Source organism: Antarctobacter heliothermus (genome assembly GCF_002237555.1).
GTDB lineage: Bacteria > Pseudomonadota > Alphaproteobacteria > Rhodobacterales > Rhodobacteraceae > Antarctobacter > Antarctobacter heliothermus_B.
Window position 1 is genome coordinate 1,867,555 of record NZ_CP022540.1, and the last position, 20,815, is coordinate 1,888,369.

The window sequence follows — 20,815 nt, forward strand, 5'->3', positions numbered from 1 at the left end:
TCAGGCCGCCAGTTCGAGGATTTGCATCACATCGTCCGCGCCTTTGATCGGGCGCGGGTTCTTCGGCACCCAAGGGGTGTGAAGCGCGGCCTCGGCGATATCGGGGAAAGCATCCCGCGAAATGCCACTGGTGAGCAAGCCTCGAGGTTGCCCGAGGCTGGCAATCAGCTTGTGCAGGAGGTTCGAGGCGGGCTCAGATATATCCCCCAGAGCCTCTGCCACCAACATCTGGCGGTCAGCGTTGGCGGAGGCATTCCACGCCATCACCGCAGGCAGCATCAGACAGGACGTGTGGCCGTGCGGGATGCCGTATCTGGCGCCCAGCACATAACCGATCCCGTGACTGGCCCCCATCGGTACGCCGCTGGTGAGGGGCCCCATCGACAGCCAGGCGCCCAGCAGACAATCCTGCCGGGCCTGCAAATCAGCAGCGTCCGCCTTGATGCGCGTCAGCCCGTCCGTCAACAGCCGCAATCCGTGCAGCGCCTGGGCGTCGCCGAAGGGGTTGGCCTCCTGCGAACAGATGCCCTCGACACAATGGTCGATCGCGCGCACGCCGGTGGACAGGAATAACCAGTCGGGCGTGTGCCGCGCAACCTCGGCATCGAGGATCACCACACGCGGCATCAGGCCCGGATGGCGCAGCATGTCCTTGGTCCCCGTGGCTTCGTTGGTGACGCCAGCGATGGCGCTGAATTCTCCGGCGGAGAGCGTCGTGGGGATGGAAATCTGTGGCACGGCGGGGGCCGCGACGTCACCGCCAAGCAGACGGTCGATGTCCTGAACGGTCGAGACGTCATTGGCGAGGCAGAGCGCCACCGCCTTGGCCCCGTCGGTGGGGGAACCGCCGCCGATGGTGGCGATGAGATCAGCGCTGACCTCTCGCGCCGCAGCGGTCGCCGCGATAACATCGCCGCGCGGCACATGCGCGTCCATCCGGTCGAAAACCCCGGCGCAGCGTGCGCCCAGGGAGGCCTTCAGCTTCTCGACCTCGTCGGTCTCACGACAGAGCGTCCCGCTGGCGATGACGAAGACGCGCCGCGCGCCAAGCCGCTCGGCCTCGGTCGCCACGGCCTGCGCGGCGGGGGTGCCGTGGATCACGGCCTCCATAGGGGTAAGCGCAATTCGGGTCATCGGCCTCTCCATTCAAAATGGCAGCGCCCCCCGGGAGCAAGGGCGCGCTGCCGGACGGGCATATCAGTCGACGGCGATCACGTCGCCGAACAGTGCCCAGTTGTCGCCGTCGAATTTCATCAGCGACATCGCCTCAATCGGCGCGAAATCATCCGCAGCCGTGTTCACCGTGATCCCCGGCAGCAGCATCGGCGCCTCGAAACCTTCGAGGTTGGAGGCGACCTTCATCAGGTTCTCGCGCGTCAGCTCATCGCCCGCCTGCGTCAGCACATGTTCGATGGTGTAAGCGGTGGAATAGCACGACCAGTCCCACCAGTTGCCGTCCGAGGCCTTGGGGAAATAATCCGCCTTGAAGGCCTGCCACGCCTGCACGTCCGGATCCTCGGCATAGGCGGGGTTGGTCGGCTCCTTCAGGTACTGGGTCGAGATGATGCCGGTGGAATGATCCAGCCCCGCAGGTTCCAGCACCGCCGATTTGGCGTTGGAGACCGAGACAAGGAACTGCGTGACGTCCCAGCCGATCTCGCCCGCGCGCCGGATCGCCTGCGCCGCGAATTTGGGCGAGGCGACGTTGAAGAACACATCCGCTCCGCTTTCCTTCAGGGTCGACATCTGGCTGTCGACCGTGGCCGCCGAGGTGTCGTAGCTGACCGCCGAGACCACCATGCTCTCATCGCCCAGCTGGTCGATGAAGGCATCCATGTAGTCGCGGCCGAAGTCGTCATTCTGGTAGAGGATGCCGATCTTGGCGTCGGGCATGTTCTCCTTGATGTACTTGGCATAGATCCGCCCCTCGGCCGCGTAGCTGGGGATATAGGGCATGGTCCAGGGATAGTTCTCGGGGTCGTCCCATTTCGAGGCGCCTGTTGTCAGGAACAGATGCGGCACCTTGCGCTGGTTCATGTAGCGATGGATGGCCGAGTTCGTCGGCGTACCGATATTGCCCGCGATGAACAGCACGCCTTCGCGCTCGACCAGCCGCCGGGCCTGCTCCAGCATCTTGGCCGGGTTGTAGCCGTCGTCCTGCACCGAGACGCTGACCTTGCGGCCGTTGATGCCGCCCTTGTCGTTGACCATTTCGAAGTAGGCCGCGATGCAGCTGCCGGTCGAGCCATAGGCCGAGGCCGGACCGCTGAGCGGCACGATGGTTCCGAACTTGATCTCTTCGTCCGAGGCGCCCTTGTCATAATTGGCAGCCATGGCGCCGCTGGCGAGGGTGAGGGTTATTGCGAGGGCAGTGGTTGATTTCAGCATTGTCGGTTCCTCCCTGTCTGCTGTTATCTATTGGTGTGAGTGGTGAGCTTGTCCTTGACCCAGCCGAGCATCCCGGCCAGTCCGCGCGGCTGGATCGCCATGATCGCGATGATGACGCCGCCATAGACGGCCCAGCTTCCGCCCTGCCAGATCTCTTCGGTCACGTTGGGCACCATGACGATGAAGACCGCGCCCAGCAGCGGACCGATCAGCGGCGAACAGAGCCCACCGACGACAACGGCGGTGAACAGCGAGATCGACAGGAAGAACGGAAAGCTGTCGGGTGCCACGAATTGCACGGCAACCGCCTGAAGCGCGCCTCCGACCGAGCAGGCCAGCACCGAGAAGACAAAGGCGCGGGTCTTGGCGCGGGTAACGTCAAAGCCCATGGCGCGGGCGGCAATCGGGTTGTCGCGCGTGGCGATCCAGGCCTTGCCGTTCAGCCCACGCACCAGCCGCAGGGTGAGGAAGGCGAAAAGCAGGAAGTAGCCCACGACCGCGAGATAGATCGACTGGTCAAGGTCCAGCCCCGCCCATTCGGGCGCGGGGTTGATCAGCAGGAACAGCCCCTGCACGCCGCCCGTCCACTCTGCAAAGAGGTCCGAGCGCAGAACCGTTGGCGTGGCAATCGCCAGCCCGAAGGTGGCCAGCGCCAGATAGACGCCCTCCAGCCGCAGCGCCGGCTTGCCGATCAGCCAGCCTGCCGCCATGCCGACGACACCGGCGATCACCGGTGTCAGGGCGAAAGGCACGGCGAAACGGTCGATGCAGATCGCGGCCGCATAGGCACCGATCGCAAAGAACGCGCCGTGGCCCAGCGAGATCTGCCCGTTGTAGCCCATCAGCACGTTTAGCCCCATCGCGGCGATGGCGTAGGACAGGATCGAGGACGCGAGGAACAGCTCGTAGCCTTCCAGCACCCCGGTCGCCGCCAGAAGGGCCAGCGCCGCGGCGCCGTATCCAAGCCGCGCCAGAGGAAACGAGACCTTGCGGCTGCGGGAGGCGCTCAGGGCCTGGGTCATGTCTGTACTCTCCACGGTCATTTCACACCCTCCGCGTCACGATTTCACCGAAGAGACCCGCAGGCCGCACCAGCAGGACCGACAGGATCAGCATAAGCGCGATCAACTCGCGGAACTCGATGCCATAGGGGACGTAGGCCGAAATCATCGCCTCCAACACGCCGACGATCAGCCCGCCCAGGGCGGCGCCGAAGGGGCTTGTGATGCCGCCCAGAAGCGCACCTGCAAGGGCAAAGATCAGCGGCGCAAGGCCCATGCCGGGATCGAGGAAGGTCACCGGCGCAATCATTACGCCCGCCACCGCGCCGATCCCCGCCGCCAGCCCCCAGCCAAGCGCCAGCATGACCGACACGTTGATGCCCACAAGGCGGCTGCTTTCGTGGTTGTCCGCCGCCGCCCGCAGCGCAAGCCCAAGTCGGGTGTAGCGAAAGAAGAACCAAACCGCCGTCAGCACCGCCCCGGTGGTCAGCAGCGACCCCAGAGTATGCGCGCGGATCGACAGGTCGTCCATCAGGTTGATGGAGCCGTCGGAAAAGGCGCTGGGGAATGGTTTGACTTCGTAGTTCCAGATCACGCCAGCGAGGCTGTGGATGCTGAGAAACAGCCCCACGAAGACCGCCACGACCACAAGATCATCGGCCTTGGCAAAGGGTCGGACGACGACGCGCTCCAGCACGACGGCGCCGACGAAAGAGACGGCCACCGTCAAAAGGATCGCAGGCCAGATCGGCACCCCCATCTGCACCAGCGTCCAGGCGATGAAGGTGGAAAACACCGCCATTTCGCCCTGCGCGAGGTTCACGTGGCCGGTGGATTTGTAGATCATCACCAGAGCCAAGGCCATGATCGCGTAGATGCCGCCCGAGGACAGGCCGATGATGAGTTGTTCGAGAAAAAAGGTCATGCCCCTGCCCCCTCTGCCGCGACGTCGCCCAAATAGGCCCGCGCGATCTCCTGGTTCTGCGAAAGCTCCTCGGCAGTGCCACGCGCCACGAGGTTGCCCACCTCCAGCAGCGCCGCGTTCGAGGCCAGTTTCAGCGCGAGGTTGGAGTTCTGCTCGACCAGCAGCATCGACACCCCCGCGTCGCGTGCAATCTGATCGAGGATCTCGAAGAGCTGCTTCACGATCACCGGCGCAAGCCCGATCGAGGGCTCGTCCAGCAGGATCAGCCGCGGCTCGGCCATCAGCGCGCGGCCAATCGCCAGCATCTGCTGCTCGCCGCCCGAAAGCGTGCCGGCATGCTGGCCCACCCGCTCTTTCAACCGGGGGAAATAGTCGAACACCCGGTCGAGCGAGCGCTGGAAGTTGCCGCGCTTTTTCGCGGTGAAGGCCCCGAGCCGCAGGTTGTCCATCACCGTGAGGCTGGTGAAGGTGCCGCGCCCGTCAGGCACATGGGCCACGCCCATCCGCGCGATGGTCTCGGGGCTCTTGCCGGTGATCTCCTCGCCGAACAGTCGCACCTCGCCATGGGTTTCGATCATGCCGCAGATGGCGCGCAGCGTGGTGGTCTTGCCCGCACCATTCGCGCCCAGTAGCGCCGTGACGCCGCCCTCCGGTACCGCAAGGTCGATACCGTGCAAGATGCTGCCGTGGCCGTAGGAGGCCGTGACATTGTTGAGTTCCAGCGCATGTTTCATGCCGCTTCCTCCCCGAGATAAGCCCGAAGAACCTGCGGATGCGCCCGCACTTCATGCGGCAGCCCGTCAGCGATCTTCTGGCCGAAATCCATCGCCACCACGCGGTCGGAAACCTTCATGACAAGGTTCAGGTGATGTTCGACCAGCAGTACCGCGACCTTGAATTCGTCGCGCACCTGCCGGATCAGGTCTTCCAGATGCCGCACCTCTTCGCGGTTCAGCCCGCCGGCCGGCTCGTCGAGCATCAGAAGGCTCGGTTTCGCGGCCAGCGCCCGCGCGAACTCGATCCGTTTGCGCACGGCAAAGTTCTGATCGGCGATGGTGTGATCGGCGATCTCCGCAAGGTCGAGCAACGACAGAAGATGCATGATCCGCTCGCGCGTCTCGGCCCGTTCCCGGCGCACCTTCGCGCCGTTGAAGATGTCGGCCGCCAAACCACCGTTCATCGCGAATTGCGCGCCGGTCAAAACGTTCTCATAGACCGTCGTCGTCTCGAACAGCGCGATGTTCTGAAAGGTGCGCCCGATGCCGCGGGCCGCCATATCCTCGGCGCCCAGCGGGGTGATGGTCTCACCCCTGACAAGAATATCGCCGGAGCTCTGGCGGTAGAGACGGCTGAGGCAGTTGAACAGTGTCGTCTTGCCCGCGCCGTTCGGGCCGATCAGGCCAAGGATCTCCTGCTCGTGGATTTCGAGCGAAATCTCGTTGAGGGCGACAACACCACCGAACCGTATGGTGAGATCCCGCACTTCGAGTAGTGGATTGCCATTTTGCCGCACAGTGCGCCTCTCTGCCTGCGGAAATCTCCCATATCCCCGCAATAATGTCCGACACTAATGACACTTCAAAGGCCGGTCAAGCTTTTATCGCTTAGTGTCCGACAAAACAAACTGCGCTTAGAAAGTACTGGAAAGTGACTGAAGCTGGTCATTGCCGCCTGCTCTTTGGGCCCCATGATCGCGTCTGGGACGGCGGCCTCCTCCGCGGCATTCTCAGTTCGAGGGTTGCGCCAGATTGACTGGGGCCGCGCCTCAAGAATGCGGGAAAGACCACACCCAGACCACGGCTTTAGTGGCCCGTTGTCGTCGGAGTGACCGCCCGTCTACCCCGGAATGCACGCCCCCTTGCGGCGAATGCTCGCAAGGGGGGAGGCGAGCTTAGTCCTACAAAAGCCAGTTTGCTTCCGCTTTGGGGATACTTTCCGAGAAGGACATTTCGTGGATGATGTTGCCGGTTGCGACCTCGACTCCACCTGCGAGTGGCACCGTCACCCTGATGTCGCCGCCAAGACGGATATAGCCTGGCCGTGCGGTTTCGTCATCCGGTTGCTGGTCGGAATTGAGCGCGTCGCTCAAGAGGTGATTGCCCGAAATCTCGATACGGATCATGTCGCCGTTGTAGGGTGCTTCGATCAGGAAGCCGTCAGGCCAGCCGTTGCCGGACTGCGGGCCGACATGGATTTCACCAACGAATCTGTCCTCGAATTCACCCGTGCTGAGCAGGATTTCACTGTCTTTTGCCAACATGAACTTGCAGACGACCTTGTTGTCGTAATCCGCGTTGTGTTGAATATACGAGAAGTTCAGCGTGAAATCTCCGCATTCCGCACGGCCCCAGTGCCACGCCTTGAGAACACCTTCGATACCGGCATTGCCCCAATTGTGGTCGTGATAGCCGTGACCATCCTCGATAGCGATGGTTTCGCCCGCGACCTGAATGGTGCCGTTCACAACTGCGCGCGGTGCGGGCACGACATGCGCGTTAAACACCGTCAGCGCCTCGTCGAAATACATCGCACCGGATCCAGCACGCCAGGATTCAACGGTCGCGACAAGCTCAAGGTCGACGACCACATCGTCATGCTCGGCGTGAAGCTGCCAATTCGGGTAGCGGCCTTTACACCAGTTGTTGCCCAGTTTTACGTCGCAATGCTCCTCGGACGCGATGAAGTCCACACCGGGGAACGGCACCTGGAAATCGCGGTTGGTGCCGTCGGGGAGTTCGACGTTCAACATCAACATCGGCGGTAGATCAGGGTTATCCAACATGATCAACGGGCGGTCCATCAGGATCACCGCGGCCTTGAGGCCTGATTGGGTGAACAGATCAAAATACCACCACTCGTAATGGCGCGGGTTTCCGTCATTATGATAGCCATCATCTCGGTCGGTCACGACTTCCTGGGCAGCCTGGTCGTACAAACCCGGTGCCTCGTAGTTGCCAATGACGAGTTTCGGCGTCTGGGCACTGGCCATGGAGCGCAAACCAGGCACAAACAGGAGACCCGCTCCGAACGCGGTTGAGGTCAAAAGGGTTCTCCGGGAGATTTCCATGGTCTTTCCTTCTGGGAGGGTTGGTTACGTCGTGAGTTGATCAGCCTTCAGGCTGGTTCAGCAGCTTTGCGTATTTCTTGAGAAACAGATCCTTGCCCTTCATCCTGCTGGTCAGGAAATCCCCGGCGGTGAAGAAGCCAAGGAAGGAATTCCCCTGCTTGGGGCCAAGTGGCACAAGGATCGGTGCCTTGCTGCCCCATGGCTTGTAAGGCTTCATGTCTTCTACGGTTTTGCCCTGTGCCAAACCGGACAGCGTCGCCTTGAGCCAAGGCAGTTGGCGGCTTGTGGCCACGATCGTCATCCCGTCGCCTGCATCCGCGACATCGCCGGCCGCGAAAATATTGGGCACCGAGGATGGGCGCATCCACGGGTCGACCTTGATCCGGTTTGCCGTCGTTTTCTGGACACCGGCAAGCGTTTCAATCACCTTGGAATTCGCGCGCGATCCGATAGCCGGAAAGATCAGGTCGAAGTCGTGCTGTGACCCATCGGCGAGTTGCAGGGTTCCCGCATAAGGCTCGGTCAGGCTTTTCAGGTTCTCCGCCCTCTGGCCAAGAATGAGCGTGACGCCTGCCTTGCGCAGTTTCGCCGCGAGCGAATTGCCCAGCTTGGACGGCATCGTCGGGAACAATGCCGCGTCGCTTGAAATCAACGTCACCTTCTTGTCCGGCATGGCATAGGCGATTTCGCCCGCAAGCTCGGTGCCAACGGCACCAGCCCCGACTATGCCGATGTTCTGCGCCTCTTTGAGTTGCTGGTGAATGCGCTGGTTGTCCGCCTTCAGGCCCGCGATATCGGCGCCTTGAGGCTTGAAGGGCATGGCGTTGCCAGATCCGGTGGCAACAACGATTTGATCCGCCTCTACCCGAGTGCCGTCCTCCAACGTGACACCCTTCGCGTCTATGGCTTTTGCCTTGGACGCGATGACCCTGCCGTTCGTGAGCAGCCGATCATAGGGAATGAGAGCGCGATCCAGCAGCGAAGGGTCGACAACTGCGCGGATCATGGCCGGCGCGTGAACGAAGTGACTGCGCGGCTCGATCAATGTGACCTGTGCGGTGTCATCGAGAGACTTCGCGAGTTCGGCACCTATGTAGCCGCCGCCGACAATGGCAATTTTCTGTGACATGAATTCTAACCTTCTTGGGGCCTTGCGGCGCTTTTCTATGATTTGTGGGCGGCGTGATCGGCGGGATAGGTGATCTGTCCGAATTTCCCGGCGCGATACTCGCGGAACGCCTCGGTCAACTCGCCGTCGCGGTTCATGACAAACGGGCCGCGCATAGCGATGGGGTCGGTGATCGCCTCACCGCCAAACAGCAGCAGATCGAGCGGTTCAACAGCCGGGTTGGTTATCTCCAACGTTCCACCCCGGGCGTCCAAACCGATGAGGGTATGAGCGTCGATCTTGGCATCACCGACCACGGCCCCATGCGTCGGCAGGAATCCCGCTACAGGCAGACCAGCGCGCAAGGCGATATCGACCGTCGCAAGCGGCTCGATCCTGACGTGCCAGATAAATTCGCCCGCATAGGTGGGGATGGGCGAGGATTGCCCGTCATAACCGCCAAGCAGAACTTTGACCTCTCCACGCCCACCCGCGAGCATGACCACGGGCAGGTCCGGTGATGAGACGGGCATATATTGCGCAGGCTCGATCTTATTCGGCGCGGGCAGGTTGATCCAGAATTGAAAGGAATGCAGCACCCCGCCATCACGGCGCACGGGCGTCGCGAGCATCTCGTCATGGATAATGCCGTTGCCCGCGTTCATCCATTGCACGCCTCCCGCCGTGACGGTGCTGTTGTTTCCCAAGCTGTCGAAATGGGTCATGGCGCCTTCCATGACATAGGTGAAGGTGACGATCCCCGCATGGGGATGGGAGAAGCTGCCATCGGGTTCGGGCAACGCACCGGCAGCAATTTCGCGCCTGGGCAGATGATCGAGAAGCAGGAACGGGCCGACCGCGTTCACAGCCCGGTTCGGAAGGGCGCGTGCGATGGTAAATGTACCGACCCGATCGGGCTGCGCTGGCTCTTGGAAAGAAACTTGTTTCATTGGATTGCTCCGGTTGTTGATCCGGTGATAGGCGAAGTGAAACTTGATTGATATTTATACTTTTTTAGTATCTACATAAGTAGCCTTTAACTTATGGTGCCTTATGAAACTCGATCAACTGAACGTCTTGCGCGCCGTTGTAGAAACCGGCTCGGTCAAAGCGGCCGCCGAGCGCCTCAACCGGACGCAGCCAGCGATCAGTCAGGCGTTGAAGGCCCTGGAGTTCCAGACCGGAACCGAATTGTTTGACCGGTCGGGGTATCGGCTTGAACTCACACCCGTTGGCAAACGGGTCTATCTTCAATCCTTACGCGTTTTGACGGAGGCGGAGGATCTGGGGCAGTTGATCCAGCATTTCGAGAAAGGGCAGGAAGAAACGGTCACCATCGCGGTGGATACCACCACCAACCTCAACGCGCTGACCCCCGTCTTATGCAAACTGCAAACGGACTTTCCCGAAACCCGCGTGGTCTTGCGCCCCGAGGTTCTGTCCGGCGCCATGGAGGCCGTAAAAACGGAATCCGCGGCAATCGCGATTTCGCCTATGTCCTCGGTCATGCTCGAGGAAGAGGGTTTCGACTACATCCCCCTCGGGACATCGACATTGCGCAATGTTACGTCACCATCCCTTTGGGCTGAGATGGACAATCCCAAGCGGCTCTCGGACCTGCGCCGTTTCCATCAGGTCATCGCAAGCGACAGCGGGCAAGCCGGAGGGCTGTTCGACCGCGAAATCGGCGTCCAGAAAGGCCAGCGCCGCTGGTACGTCAGCGACCTCCACACAAAGAAGCACCTTCTGGTCGCGGGCCTCGGCTGGGGCCGCCTGCCAGAACACATGATCGCGGAAGAGTTGAAGAATGGGCAGCTGTGCGAGATAGACTTGCCACACACACATCTTGCCTTCAACGTCACCATCTATGCGTTTCGCCAGTCCAAACCAGTCGTCCGAGCCGTAGCGGAACTGCTTTGGAGAGAATTTGAAGCCCATGCTGCGTAAGGCAAGTGTATCGTGAAAGTCGGCTTTGATCGCCGATTTCCCGACGCGTTTCTGCTCCTGACACTCTATGAAAATAGTGCTCCGGCTATCCCTGTGATGCCGACAAATGCATCATGGGAACCCCTGACAGTCGAATGGCAGCTTCGGCGAAATCCACACGCGATTTCGCACCCGCTGCAAAAGTCCGCTGTCCGCCGCTACGTGTGTTCGGTGTCCAGTCGTTGGGTCCGCGATGGACCGTCAGTCACCTCCTGAACCCAATCAGGGCCACGGCATCCACTTACGATCTTCATCTTTGCTCATCCCTCACCGACACGCGCCCAGAAACCAGATTTTCCGGTGGTGCGCCTGTTTGAGTTCGGCAAGATATGTGGCGTGGCTTGTGAGTTCGCCGAGGCGGGTGGCATCGGCATCTTCCGCAAGCAGGGCCAGTTTCCAAGGCATGTCGCGCCATGCCCATAAGCCTTGGACCGCGCGCGGGTAAGGATGTCGTCCAGAAGTGCCCGGTAGAGGATCGTTGCGGCCAAGCCCGCGATAGAAGAAAGGCTCGCACGGCATAATGAGACGATTTTGTCTTTGATTGCTCAGATGACTGCAGCGGCAAAGCACCGACAAGATCTTGCCGTAGCCGTGGACGCGCTCATGTCGCTGTATTTCTATCATGTCTCGTATGGTGATGTTGCCAAGGGGTTATACGCGGATATCGGGCGCATCATTCCCGAAATGGTGATGACCTTTCCCGCGCACTCATTCCCTTTCGCGCTCTCCCTGCTGTCGCATGGCGCGGATACCGCCGAACGTATTAGCAGGATCATGATTTTCCATGTGGTAGACCGCGGGGACGTTGCACATAACCTCTGTCAGGCGGTCGCCGAGGGCACGATAGACTTGCACAGGGACCGCAAATGGCTCCGCGAGTTAGGCCCGGCAATCATGGGGCCTGTTGCGCGGGCAGTGCGCGACGAGCGCCCTGAAATATGCGACGCCTTTGTGTCGGCCTTCGTGCTGACACCGCTTCACTGCAACCCGCAGAGCCATGAAGAGCAGATTGAACGCCTTGAAACCGACCTTTCCATTTTACGTGCTCGGCTTAAGAACTTTGAAAGATGGCTCAAGGCACCGACGCCTGTCACAGCGCAGGATACCTCTTTGGTGCTCGACATCTCCGAAAAGAAAGAAGAGCTGGAGCGCGTCAAGAACGACTTTGAGGCATGGACAGAGGAACGCTGGGATTTCGCCGTGCGCCAGGTCGCAACCCGGCCAGACAACCGCGCCACACTTGAGGCGATCCAGACCGAACTGTCTCCGCTCCTCAATGCCGATCTGGAACAACTTCTTTCAGATGCGGCACAGGTGACACCGGACAAGGGTTGAAAAGAGACCGTTGGTATTTCGAACGACGATCGCCAAAATTTCTATTGCAGCGAACGCGCGGTTTCCGCCACTCGTGCAAGTTGTCTCAAACGGCCCTTAGCGTCGCTCATCCCGTCTCCAGTAGTGAAAGCCAGGCTGAAAGTCCGCTTCTACGGAAAATTCGAGGCGCTTTCGCGCCTGAAGCGAAGTTGCACCTCCCGCCCTTGGTGCCGATCAACACGAACGGCCCATACCGGAACTTCACCTCATTGCGTCAATGCTGCGGTCACACATCACATAGCGGACCTTAGCTCATACCGCCACATTTCAAAGCGTCCAGATCGCCGCTCGGTATCCAATACTCAATGTTCTTCACGTGAGAAATGTTGCGGAGGTTTCATGCCTAGGGTCAGGACACATAGCCAATAGATGACGAGCGCTGCAAGGGCGATGGCTGAGAGGAAGACCTTCGGGCACCTGTCATAGCGGGTTGCCACGCGCCGCCAATCTTTCAACCTGCCGAACATGATCTCGATCCGGTTGCGCCGCTTGTACCGACGCTTGTCGTATTTGACGGTTTTCTTTCGCTGTTTCCGGCCAGGGATGCAGGCGTGTATCCCTTTGTCTTGCAACGCTTCTCGGAACCAATCTGCATCGTATCCACGATCTCCGAGCAGCCAATCGACTTTCGGCAGACTGCTCAACAACGCCCGTGCGCCGATGTAGTCGCTGGCCTGTCCTGCGGTCACGAACAGGTTCAGCGGGCGTCCGTGACTGTCGCAGATAGCGTGCAGTTTCGTATTCATGCCGCCTTTGGTTCGGCCAATCAGGCGTCCACGCCCCCCTTTTTGACGCCCATGCTGGTCGCTGTCCGGTGGGCCTTCAGATACGTCGCGTCCACTGCCCGGCAGTGGTTTGCCTGCAAACCATGAGAGGGGATCATCACGGTTTTCTGTTCGCCGTGTTTGGCGGCCAAACCGGCCATCATCCGCGCGAAGATGCCCTTGTCGCTCCACCGTTTCCAACGGTTGTACAGCGTCTTGTGCGGCCCATAGGTAGCAGGGGCATCGCGCCACCGCAAGCCATTGCGATTGATGAGGATAATCCCGCTCAACACACGCCTGTCATCGACGCGCGGCTTGCCGTGGGACTTTGGGAAGAAGGGCTCCAGGCGCGCCATCTGCGCATCCGTCAGCCAGAAGAGACCAGACATGTTAACCGCTCGGTTTTCGCGCGGTGAATCATGCCCCTTCGCTGAAATCAATGGGTCCTGAGCCTAGGATTGCAACCCGTCTTTGCAGGCGCGTGAATTGCTCAAACTTAGCTTGTCTGACGGTATTACTCTTAGATAGCGGTGTTTGGGCTGCGCCGGTATGTATGGTCGCTTGGTCGGGGATGGTGACGACCTACCCATGAATGTCGTCAATGGCGATGATACGGCAGTGAAACTAGCGTCTGTGTTTTGAGGTTGGATGACTCGGCATCCGTTAAACGGATCTATTCAATGCAACGCGGGCCGCCTGCGAAGGCGACCCCGCTACATTTCTACCAACTGTTATACCCAAGATATTTGCCCGACATTTCAACTTTCACGCGGTCCCCTTTGGGGTTTTCGACCCGTGTGACAGACATGTCAAAATCAATTGCGGACATGATACCGTCGCCGAACTTTTCCTGGATCAGCGCCTTGAGGGTCGGACCGTATACTCCGACGATTTCGTAAAAGCGGTAGATGCAGGGGTCGGTCGGAACCGCCTGTTCCCAGATCTTGGTGGGGCTTTCGGCCAGCACGCTTTCTGCCTCTTGTGGCAGGCCCATGACCTTGACCATCAACGCGGCCTTTTCCGCTGGAAAAGCGTTCATGCCCATAGCCGCCGAATGGGTCCAGACAGGGGACATGTCTATCTTTTCGGCAATGCCTTCCCATGTCATTCCGGCGGTCTTTTTGGCCGAAAGGATCATTGCTGTGACGTCTTCTTTGGTCATCATGTCGGTCATCGGCGTGGTGTCCTTCTTGTGTATTGATTTCTTACAGCCCAAGCTCTGTCAGGCTAGGGTGATCATCGGGGCGGGGCCCGGGGGCATCCCAATGAAAGAGGCGTTCTGCCTCTGGGATGGTTACATCGTTGATCGAAGCGTGACGCTTCGCCATGTAGCCATGAGCATCGAATTCCCAGTTTTCATTTCCATGAGCGCGGAACCACTGCCCTTCGGCATTGTGGTATTCATAACAAAATCGGACAGCGATTTTGTCTTCGCCATGAGCCCAGATTTCTTTAATTAGGCGATAACCATTCTCAGTGGCCCATTTGCGGGCCAGAAAAGCCTCCACCTCGGCCTGCCCGTTCAAAAATTCTGACCGATTACGCCATTTTGTGTCGGGCGTATAAGCCAGCGCGACTTTGGCAGGGTCACGCCCGTTCCAGGCATTCTCGGCCATCCGCACTTTTTGAACAGCGTCGTCGTAGCTGAACGGGGGAACGGGCGCGCGCGGCTGTCGGCCAGTCATGTCTTGACCGCCTGCAACAAGGGCTGCGCGTCCCCCGCGTGTTCCGTTTTGTCGATGCGAACGGTTTCGGGTGAGTGGGTCTCGCCCTCCGCACTTACTTGACCGGCCAGTTCCGCCGAACGTTTGCCAAGGAACTGCACAAGATGATTGCGAATGGCGTAGTAATTCGGGTGCTCTACAATATCGGTGCGCAGGCGGGGTCTTGGGATCGTGATCTCGACACTTTCGGCGACACGGGCCAGCGGTCCGTTTGTCATCAATAGAATGCGATCGGCCAGCAGGATCGCCTCGTCGATGTCATGGGTGATCATAAAAACTGTCTGATCGGTGCCGCTCCAAACCTTGAGCAGCTCTTCCTGGATGGTGCCGCGGGTCAGCGCGTCCAGCGCACCAAAGGGTTCATCCAGCAACAACAGCTTGGGTTCATTGGCGAAAGCGCGCGCGATAGACACACGCTGCCGCATACCGCCAGACAATTGGCTGGGTTTGCGGTGGATAGCGTCGCCTGACAAGCCGACCTTGTCCAAGAATGCGATCGAATGGTCCTCGACCTTTTTCTTGGTCCAGTCAGGAAACCGCGCAGCCACACCAAACGTCACGTTCTTCAAGGCCGTAAGCCATGGCAGCAACGAATAATTTTGGAAGACAACGCCGCGATCAAGGCTGGGGCCGGAGATTGCAAAACCGTCCATCTTCACGACACCTTCGGTCGGCTCCGAAAGTCCCGCAAGGATGTTCATAATCGTTGACTTGCCGCAGCCGGAGTGCCCCAGAATGCAAACAAACTCGCCTTTTTCGATGCCAAAGCTGGCGTTTTCGAAGACGGTGAATTCACCACCCTTGCCGTCAGGATAACGCTGGGTCAGCTTTTCGATGCTTAGAAATGAATTTGCCATGGGTCTACCTTATTCGAAATAGGCGACGTGCCGTTGAAGCAGGCCAAAGGCCGCGTCCAGCAACATGCCCACAACGCCGATCATGAGAATTGAGAAAATGACGGATGTCAGATCGAGGTTGTTCCACTCGTTCCAGACGTAATAGCCAATCCCCGTCCCACCAACGAGCATCTCAGCCGCGACAATGACCAACCAAGCGATACCGATGGAAATCCGCATTCCTGTCACGATTGTGGGTGCAGCCGCAGGCAATACAACCGTGAAAGCCGTTTTGAGCGCCCCAAGTTCATGGGTTCGCGCCACGTTCACCCAGTCTTCGCGTACACCTGCCACGCCAAAGGCTGTGTTCAGCAACATCGGCCAGATCGAGCAGATGAAGATCACAAAAATCGCCGAGGCTTCAGAATCTTGGATGATAAACAGGGCCAATGGCATCCACGCGAGAGGAGAAATAGGCCGCAGAACCTGAATAAACGGGTTTAGTGCCTTGTAGGCCACCGATGACATGCCGATCAGAAACCCCAGTGGGATTGCGATGATCGCTGCAAGAAAATAACCCGTCAAGACGCGATAAAGCGAATAGCCGATTTGGATGCCGATGCCCTTATCATTGGGCCCCGCATCATAAAATGGGTTGGACAGTTCTTGCCATGCTTTGACCGCGACCTCGCTGGGGGGCGGCACGCCTGCTTTCGCAGTGCCGGCCCCTGTCAGCAATTCATATTCGGTTAGCTCGCCTGTATTGACCGTTTGTGCAGAAATCGAGATCTCCCACACCAACAAGCCGAGAAAGAGCAAAGCTATCGACCAGATCGCCGCGCGCTTGTTTTCTGATAAAATCTCCATCAATCGCCTGCTTTAATCGCGAAGCTGTCGACATATGCTTCAGGCTGAGCAGGGTCGAACGTCTTGCCCATGATCATATGCGATTTGTAATTGTCCGAGGGTGCTTCATAGCCGAGATCTGTCATGACTTTACGGGCGTCAGACGCAAGGTAAACCTGCTCTGCCACACCCTTGTAATCGACATCACCCTCGATATATCCCCAACGCTTCATCTGCGTCAGAATCCAGACCCCCATAGACTGCCAAGGGAAGGGATCGAAATCGATGCGATCCGGCACACGCTGCACTGCGCCCAGACCATCCGCATAGGTGCCGGTCAACACCTGCTCGATGACTGTCACAGGCTGGTTAAGGTAGTTCGTCGGTGCGATGGCCGCAGAGATTTCTTTGCGGTTCTCGTGGTTTGAAGCGTACTGCGTCGCGTCAATGATCGACTTGAGCAAAGCGCCGTAGGTATTTGGCAATTCGGTCGCAAAAGACAAGGGTGCCGCAAAGGCACAGCATGGATGACCTTCCCAGATTTCTTTGGTGAGGATGTGTATGAAGCCAATGCCTTCATAGACAGCACGTTGGTTGAACGGGTCAGGGGAGAGGTAGCCATCAAGGTTACCGGCCCGGAGATTGGCGACCATTTCTGGCGGGGGCACAACGCGAATCTGGATGTCCACATCAGGGTCCAGCCCGAATTCAGCCACATAGTAGCGCAGAAGGAAGTTGTGCATCGAATATTCAAACGGCACCCCAAAAGTGAAGCCCTTCCACTGGCTCGGGTCGCGCTTGTCGAGGAGTTCGTTGGACAGAACAATTGCCTGCCCGTTGATGTTTTCCACGGCCGGCATAATGTAGGGTTCGGCCACGGACCCGGCCCCCATCGTCATTGCCAAAGGCATGGGGGTCAGCATGTGGGAGGCGTCGTATTCACCGGACAGGGATTTATCGCGGGCCACGGCCCAGCCTGCAGTCTTGATAACCTGAGCATTCAAACCGTAGCGCTCATAAAAGCCCAAGGGCTGCGCCATGATTATCGGCGTGGCACAGGTAATCGGCACAAAGCCGATGTTCAGGTCAGTCTTTTCTGGCGGGCCAAGGTCATCCAGAATATTAGCCACCGCCTGTTTGACAGGAAAGACCGAAGCCAGCGCCGCCGCAACGGATGTGCCGCCCAGCATGCCCATAAACGACCGCCGCGCGATGTCGTTCTGGCCGAAAACGGATCGGACAACCGCGCTTTCAACCGCCCGTTCCATCATCTCTTCCGATGACATGGCTGTCGGTTCTTTGTGGGTCTTGTCGTGTCCGTGACCTGTCAGACAGGTGTCGCACCCGCAATCCGCGCCATGTCTAAGGTCGGTCTTGTCGGAAAAAGGATTTCCAAGGCTTTTGATCGTCATGTCCGTCTCCTGTCATTGGTTGTTAACATGCTTCCACGCAACGCCGCAGCGCAGAAGCCCTTCGGCCAAGTGCCCTCAAACCGGGTTGGGGTTGAATTTATTGGTTAATTTCTGGGCGAACGTTACGAGTTTTCGTAAGTTACGGAATTTCGTAATTTGCTCGGCTCCTGCGGACCCACATCCTCTGGCTTATGCTTGATGAAACCGAATCCGCTGATCTGATCGCCCATCACCCGATGCCAACGATCATTGTCGACACCCGCAGCGACAGCATCGTCGCGGCGAATGAGGCGGGGCGTGCCCTGTTGGGGGAGGCGACCCTGTCTGCGCCCCTCTCTCGCCAGATGGAAAATGACTTCTCCGCCGCTGTGGTGTTTTTCGATGCCGTTGCGCATTTCGGATCGTATGTGGACCGCAGTCTCTCGCTGATGGGCGCGACGGGTGCGGCTTTGCGGCTTCAGACCTACGGCGCGCAACTCAAGTCGGGCTTGGTGCTGCTTAGCTTTCTGGACCTTGACGAACATGACCGTCGCAACCAGCAAGCAGAACGGGAGGCGCATCAGAAGGCGGGCATTTCCCAATGGCAAAACATCTATGGCTTCTTTCGTGAGGTCGAGGCCCAGAACCATCTGATCCTCGAAGCTGCTGGCGAAGGCATCTATGGCATCAACGCCAAAGGGCAGGCCACCTTCGTGAACCGCGCGGCGCAGGAAATGTTGGGCTGGTCGTCGGACGATTTAATTGGGCGCGAATTGCATTCAATCATCCACCACAAACACCTGAGTGGTAATCACTTCCCCGCAGATGAATGTCCTATCTACAAATCCTTCCGCCGCGACCAGACCATGCGCGTGGAAGATGATGTGTTCTGGCGCAAGGACGGCAAGCCGATCCTTGTGGAATATGTCTCGACCCCGATCTACGACCACGATGTGCTGGCCGGAGCCGTGGTGATCTTTCGCGACGTGACAGAACGCAAGGAAAACGAACGCAAGCTCCGCGATGCCTTGGCGCAGGTCGAAGACTTGAAGGTAAAGCTGCAACAGGAAAACGAATACCTTCTGACCGAGATACGCTCGGCGCAGTCCCACACGGGCGTGGTCGGTGTGTCACCCGCAATCAAGTCGCTAAACGCCCAGATTGATCTGGCCGCGCGAAGCGGTGCCCATGTGTTGGTCTCTGGCCCGTCTGGATCAGGTAAAAGTATGACAGCCTCGGCGATCCACGAAGCAAGCGACCGTCACCACCGCCCCCTCGTGCGCATTAACTGCGATCAGAAAAAGGCCGCCGATCTGGAGGCGGAGCTTTTCGGGTATCGTCGCGGTGCCTTTGCAGGTGCGGTGCGGGATATGACGGGCAAATTGCTCATGGCCCACAACGGCACCCTGCATCTGGACGAGGTCGCGAGCCTACCCGCCAAGGTGCAAGCCAGCCTGCACGACGTTCTTCACACCGGCCACTTCCGGCGTCTGGGTGACGGCACCGACATTCCCGTGGCGGCCAAGGTCATCGCCACTACAAGCTATGATCTGCTGGCCGAGGTGCGGGCCGGACGGTTCCGGCAAGACCTCTATTTTGCCCTGAACGTACTGCCGATCATGACCGAACCCCTTCAGAACCGGCCCGAAGACATCCCCTATCTCGCGCGGCACTACCTCGATCGCACGATGCGCCGTCTGCGCCTACCAAAGATGACCCTGACCAAAGCCAATATCGAAACTCTGCAATCCTACGACTGGCCGGGAAATGTGCGGGAATTGGAAAATGTGATCGAGCGCACAGCTATCCTTGCTCAGGGCGGCCGTTTGCAGTTCGACATCCAAAGCGGCCCATTAGATGCACCCACACAGACAAACCGCGTCCTGACCCAAAAAGAGCTGCGCCAGTTCGAAATCAAGAACTTTGAAGCAGCATTGCACCGCGCCAAAGGCAAGATTTCCGGAAAATCCGGCGCGGCAGCGATCCTCGGGCTTGCGCCAACGACCGCCTATTCAAAAGCCAAGTCGCTTGGCATCCAGATGGACCAATTTTCATAAGCGGGAATTGAAGGAAGACTACGAAGGGGCAGGTCTGCAGGCCAAAATCGAATGTCCTGTGTGGATGGCTCCCGCTCCCGGCGTCGCAATGCGCCATACTGCAGGTGTCAGAATCTGCGATCGAGAGGAGCCACCCCATGCAAGTTACCACCGTCGGCCTCGACCTGGCCAAGAACATCTTTCATGTCCACGGAGTTACCGAGACAGGAGACGTTGCTTTCAACCGCCCCTTGAGACGGGCGCAGGTTCTGGCGTTTTTCCAGCGCCTGTCACCTTGCCTCGTCGGCATCGAGGCCTGCGCTTCGAGCCATCATTGGGCGCGGGAGCTTTCGAAACTCGGCCACACCGTCAGGCTGATGCCGCCAATGTACGTCAAACCCTACGTGAAGCGCGGCAAGTCCGATGCGGTCGACGCCGAAGCAATCTGCGAAGCAGTGACACGGCCCAGGCCCACGATGCGGTTCGTCGAGATCAAGTCCAAGGAACAGCAGGCGCTACTGTCCCTGCACCGCGCGCGTGACTTCGTCGTGCGTCAGAGGACGCAGCTGATCAACATGGTCCGGAGCCTTGCAGCGGAGTTCGGGATCACCATCGCTCGGGGCGTCGCGCGCGCCATTGAGTTCGCCAAGTCCATCATCGACGGCAAGCAGCCGGGACCGCCCGATCTGGCCCAGGACGTTCTGCGCGTCCTCAGCCGACAGCTGATTGATCTTCACAACCGCCTTGGCTGGTTCGAAACCATGTTGCGCATTCAGGCGCGCCTCAGCCGACAGGCTCAACTCCTGCAGACTATTCCTGGTGTCGGCCCGGTCACCGCCTCTGCCGTGGCTGCGACGATCGGGTCCGGCCGACAGTTCAGGAGTGGCCGCGAATTTTCTGCGTGGTTAGGGCTGACCCCTCGCAACCACTCCAGCGGCGGCAAAGAACGATTGGGAAAGATCACCAAGATGGGTGACCGATACCTGCGCCAGCTCATTGTAGTTGGCATGACGTCGCGCGTCCGACAAGTCGCGCCCATCCCGAGCGTGCCGATCCTTGGCTGACGAAGCTGCTGCAGAGAAAGCCCGCAAGACTGGCGACCGTCGCCATGGCGAACAAAACAGCAAGGATCATGTGGGCAATCCTCACGAGGGATGAGCCCTACAAGCCGCACGCCGTATGAGACGGCGCGCGCCCACGAGATAGCAAGACCAACGATGTGATGGTGTGCCATTCAGCCGCAACGATCAGGACGCTCCGACGAATGTCCCGGGCGCCATTGCCCGCAAAGCAGATAGGAACCTGATCTGCGGATCCCATCAGGGCCAGCGGCAATGACCGCGTCAACAGGCCGGACACAAGACCGCTT

18 protein-coding genes and 2 pseudogenes are annotated in these 20,815 nt (G+C 59.2%); 4 read left to right on the plus strand and 16 right to left on the minus strand.

Features of this window, described 5'->3' with window-relative positions; genetic code table 11:
• The 9 genes from ANTHELSMS3_RS08840 to ANTHELSMS3_RS08880 form a co-directional block, all read right to left on the minus strand.
• Nucleotides 1–1,134, minus strand: coding sequence for an iron-containing alcohol dehydrogenase (locus ANTHELSMS3_RS08840; RefSeq protein WP_094034549.1), 1,134 nt, complete (start codon nt 1,132–1,134; stop codon nt 1–3).
• A 63-nt stretch (nt 1,135–1,197) separates the two neighbouring features.
• Nucleotides 1,198–2,388, minus strand: coding sequence for an ABC transporter substrate-binding protein (locus ANTHELSMS3_RS08845; RefSeq protein WP_094034550.1), 1,191 nt, complete (start codon nt 2,386–2,388; stop codon nt 1,198–1,200).
• A gap of 23 nt (nt 2,389–2,411) precedes the next feature.
• The gene (locus ANTHELSMS3_RS08850; RefSeq protein WP_157733461.1) at nt 2,412–3,410 is read right to left on the minus strand and encodes a branched-chain amino acid ABC transporter permease; all 999 of its coding nucleotides are present in this window, start codon (nt 3,408–3,410) and stop codon (nt 2,412–2,414) included.
• Nucleotides 3,411–3,432: 22 nt separating this feature from the next.
• Nucleotides 3,433–4,314: a branched-chain amino acid ABC transporter permease gene (locus tag ANTHELSMS3_RS08855; RefSeq protein ID WP_094034552.1), complete on the minus strand. Its 882-nt coding sequence runs from the start codon at nt 4,312–4,314 to the stop codon at nt 3,433–3,435.
• Nucleotides 4,311–5,048, minus strand: coding sequence for an ABC transporter ATP-binding protein (locus ANTHELSMS3_RS08860; protein WP_094034553.1), 738 nt, complete (start codon nt 5,046–5,048; stop codon nt 4,311–4,313). Before ANTHELSMS3_RS08860 ends, ANTHELSMS3_RS08855 begins: the two co-directional genes overlap by 4 nt.
• Nucleotides 5,045–5,827: an ABC transporter ATP-binding protein gene (locus tag ANTHELSMS3_RS08865; RefSeq protein ID WP_094034554.1), complete on the minus strand. Its 783-nt coding sequence runs from the start codon at nt 5,825–5,827 to the stop codon at nt 5,045–5,047. The genes ANTHELSMS3_RS08860 and ANTHELSMS3_RS08865 overlap by 4 nt, the downstream gene beginning before the upstream one ends.
• Before the next feature lie 384 nt (nt 5,828–6,211).
• Entirely contained in the window at nt 6,212–7,381 is a 1,170-nt protein-coding gene (locus tag ANTHELSMS3_RS08870) for a hypothetical protein (RefSeq protein WP_157733462.1), read from the minus strand.
• A 40-nt stretch (nt 7,382–7,421) separates the two neighbouring features.
• A complete protein-coding gene (locus ANTHELSMS3_RS08875) occupies nt 7,422–8,510 on the minus strand; it encodes an NAD(P)/FAD-dependent oxidoreductase (RefSeq protein WP_094034556.1) in 1,089 nt (362 codons plus the stop codon).
• A gap of 35 nt (nt 8,511–8,545) precedes the next feature.
• Nucleotides 8,546–9,355, minus strand: coding sequence for a pirin family protein (locus ANTHELSMS3_RS08880; RefSeq protein ID WP_198319917.1), 810 nt, complete (start codon nt 9,353–9,355; stop codon nt 8,546–8,548).
• Between the two features lie 187 nt (nt 9,356–9,542).
• On the opposite strand from ANTHELSMS3_RS08880, the gene ANTHELSMS3_RS08885 reads away from it, so the two are divergent.
• Nucleotides 9,543–10,436 (plus strand): LysR family transcriptional regulator, encoded by an 894-nt coding sequence (locus ANTHELSMS3_RS08885; protein ID WP_094034558.1) that lies wholly within the window; start codon nt 9,543–9,545, stop codon nt 10,434–10,436.
• A gap of 299 nt (nt 10,437–10,735) precedes the next feature.
• Here ANTHELSMS3_RS08885 and ANTHELSMS3_RS26455 read toward each other — a convergent pair whose 3' ends face one another.
• The gene (locus ANTHELSMS3_RS26455; protein WP_368074430.1) at nt 10,736–10,963 is read right to left on the minus strand and encodes a DUF6880 family protein; all 228 of its coding nucleotides are present in this window, start codon (nt 10,961–10,963) and stop codon (nt 10,736–10,738) included.
• A gap of 115 nt (nt 10,964–11,078) precedes the next feature.
• On the opposite strand from ANTHELSMS3_RS26455, the gene ANTHELSMS3_RS08890 reads away from it, so the two are divergent.
• The gene (locus tag ANTHELSMS3_RS08890; RefSeq protein ID WP_157733463.1) at nt 11,079–11,810 is read left to right on the plus strand and encodes a hypothetical protein; all 732 of its coding nucleotides are present in this window, start codon (nt 11,079–11,081) and stop codon (nt 11,808–11,810) included.
• 341 nt (nt 11,811–12,151) lie between these two features.
• Here ANTHELSMS3_RS08890 and ANTHELSMS3_RS08895 read toward each other — a convergent pair.
• The 6 genes and pseudogenes from ANTHELSMS3_RS08895 to ANTHELSMS3_RS08920 all read right to left on the minus strand — a co-directional run bounded on the left by ANTHELSMS3_RS08895 (nt 12,152) and on the right by ANTHELSMS3_RS08920 (nt 17,431).
• Nucleotides 12,152–13,002, minus strand: a pseudogene (locus tag ANTHELSMS3_RS08895) (IS5 family transposase).
• A gap of 332 nt (nt 13,003–13,334) precedes the next feature.
• Nucleotides 13,335–13,787 carry a cyanase gene (gene cynS, locus ANTHELSMS3_RS08900; protein ID WP_094034560.1) on the minus strand — a complete coding sequence of 151 codons (453 nt, stop codon included), beginning with the start codon at nt 13,785–13,787 and terminating at the stop codon, nt 13,335–13,337.
• 31 nt (nt 13,788–13,818) lie between these two features.
• Nucleotides 13,819–14,298, minus strand: coding sequence for a nuclear transport factor 2 family protein (locus ANTHELSMS3_RS08905; protein WP_094034561.1), 480 nt, complete (start codon nt 14,296–14,298; stop codon nt 13,819–13,821).
• Nucleotides 14,295–15,194 carry an ABC transporter ATP-binding protein gene (locus ANTHELSMS3_RS08910; protein ID WP_094034562.1) on the minus strand — a complete coding sequence of 300 codons (900 nt, stop codon included), beginning with the start codon at nt 15,192–15,194 and terminating at the stop codon, nt 14,295–14,297. Before ANTHELSMS3_RS08910 ends, ANTHELSMS3_RS08905 begins: the two co-directional genes overlap by 4 nt.
• Before the next feature lie 9 nt (nt 15,195–15,203).
• Nucleotides 15,204–16,040 carry a nitrate ABC transporter permease gene (gene ntrB / locus ANTHELSMS3_RS08915; RefSeq protein ID WP_094034563.1) on the minus strand — a complete coding sequence of 279 codons (837 nt, stop codon included), beginning with the start codon at nt 16,038–16,040 and terminating at the stop codon, nt 15,204–15,206.
• Nucleotides 16,040–17,431: a CmpA/NrtA family ABC transporter substrate-binding protein gene (locus ANTHELSMS3_RS08920; RefSeq protein WP_094034564.1), complete on the minus strand. Its 1,392-nt coding sequence runs from the start codon at nt 17,429–17,431 to the stop codon at nt 16,040–16,042. Before ANTHELSMS3_RS08920 ends, ntrB begins: the two co-directional genes overlap by 1 nt.
• 191 nt (nt 17,432–17,622) lie before the next feature.
• Here ANTHELSMS3_RS08920 and ANTHELSMS3_RS08925 point away from each other — a divergent pair, with 191 nt between their 5' ends.
• Both ANTHELSMS3_RS08925 and ANTHELSMS3_RS08930 read left to right on the plus strand, forming a co-directional pair.
• On the plus strand, nt 17,623–19,467 hold the full coding sequence (locus ANTHELSMS3_RS08925) for a sigma 54-interacting transcriptional regulator (RefSeq protein ID WP_094034565.1): 1,845 nt from the start codon (nt 17,623–17,625) through the stop codon (nt 19,465–19,467).
• A gap of 137 nt (nt 19,468–19,604) precedes the next feature.
• Nucleotides 19,605–20,629, plus strand: a pseudogene (locus tag ANTHELSMS3_RS08930) (IS110 family transposase).
• Nucleotides 20,630–20,815: the final 186 nt, after the last annotated feature.

What these genes read in the sequence shown, in the direction of transcription:
- ANTHELSMS3_RS08920 (WP_094034564.1), bottom strand. Translation starts at nt 17,431, where the DNA reads ATGACGATCAAAAGCCTTGGAAATCCTTTTTCCGACAAGACCGACCTT.
- ANTHELSMS3_RS08910 (WP_094034562.1), bottom strand. Translation starts at nt 15,194, where the DNA reads ATGGCAAATTCATTTCTAAGCATCGAAAAGCTGACCCAGCGTTATCCT.
- ANTHELSMS3_RS08860 (WP_094034553.1), bottom strand. Translation starts at nt 5,048, where the DNA reads ATGAAACATGCGCTGGAACTCAACAATGTCACGGCCTCCTACGGCCAC.
- cynS (WP_094034560.1), bottom strand. Translation starts at nt 13,787, where the DNA reads ATGACCGACATGATGACCAAAGAAGACGTCACAGCAATGATCCTTTCG.
- ANTHELSMS3_RS08885 (WP_094034558.1), top strand. Translation starts at nt 9,543, where the DNA reads ATGAAACTCGATCAACTGAACGTCTTGCGCGCCGTTGTAGAAACCGGC.
- ANTHELSMS3_RS08890 (WP_157733463.1), top strand. Translation starts at nt 11,079, where the DNA reads ATGTCGCTGTATTTCTATCATGTCTCGTATGGTGATGTTGCCAAGGGG.
- ANTHELSMS3_RS08870 (WP_157733462.1), bottom strand. Translation starts at nt 7,381, where the DNA reads ATGGAAATCTCCCGGAGAACCCTTTTGACCTCAACCGCGTTCGGAGCG.
- ANTHELSMS3_RS08845 (WP_094034550.1), bottom strand. Translation starts at nt 2,388, where the DNA reads ATGCTGAAATCAACCACTGCCCTCGCAATAACCCTCACCCTCGCCAGC.
- ANTHELSMS3_RS08925 (WP_094034565.1), top strand. Translation starts at nt 17,623, where the DNA reads ATGCTTGATGAAACCGAATCCGCTGATCTGATCGCCCATCACCCGATG.
- ntrB (WP_094034563.1), bottom strand. Translation starts at nt 16,040, where the DNA reads ATGGAGATTTTATCAGAAAACAAGCGCGCGGCGATCTGGTCGATAGCT.
- ANTHELSMS3_RS08840 (WP_094034549.1), bottom strand. Translation starts at nt 1,134, where the DNA reads ATGACCCGAATTGCGCTTACCCCTATGGAGGCCGTGATCCACGGCACC.
- ANTHELSMS3_RS08875 (WP_094034556.1), bottom strand. Translation starts at nt 8,510, where the DNA reads ATGTCACAGAAAATTGCCATTGTCGGCGGCGGCTACATAGGTGCCGAA.
- ANTHELSMS3_RS08850 (WP_157733461.1), bottom strand. Translation starts at nt 3,410, where the DNA reads ATGACCCAGGCCCTGAGCGCCTCCCGCAGCCGCAAGGTCTCGTTTCCT.
- ANTHELSMS3_RS08855 (WP_094034552.1), bottom strand. Translation starts at nt 4,314, where the DNA reads ATGACCTTTTTTCTCGAACAACTCATCATCGGCCTGTCCTCGGGCGGC.
- ANTHELSMS3_RS08905 (WP_094034561.1), bottom strand. Translation starts at nt 14,298, where the DNA reads ATGACTGGCCGACAGCCGCGCGCGCCCGTTCCCCCGTTCAGCTACGAC.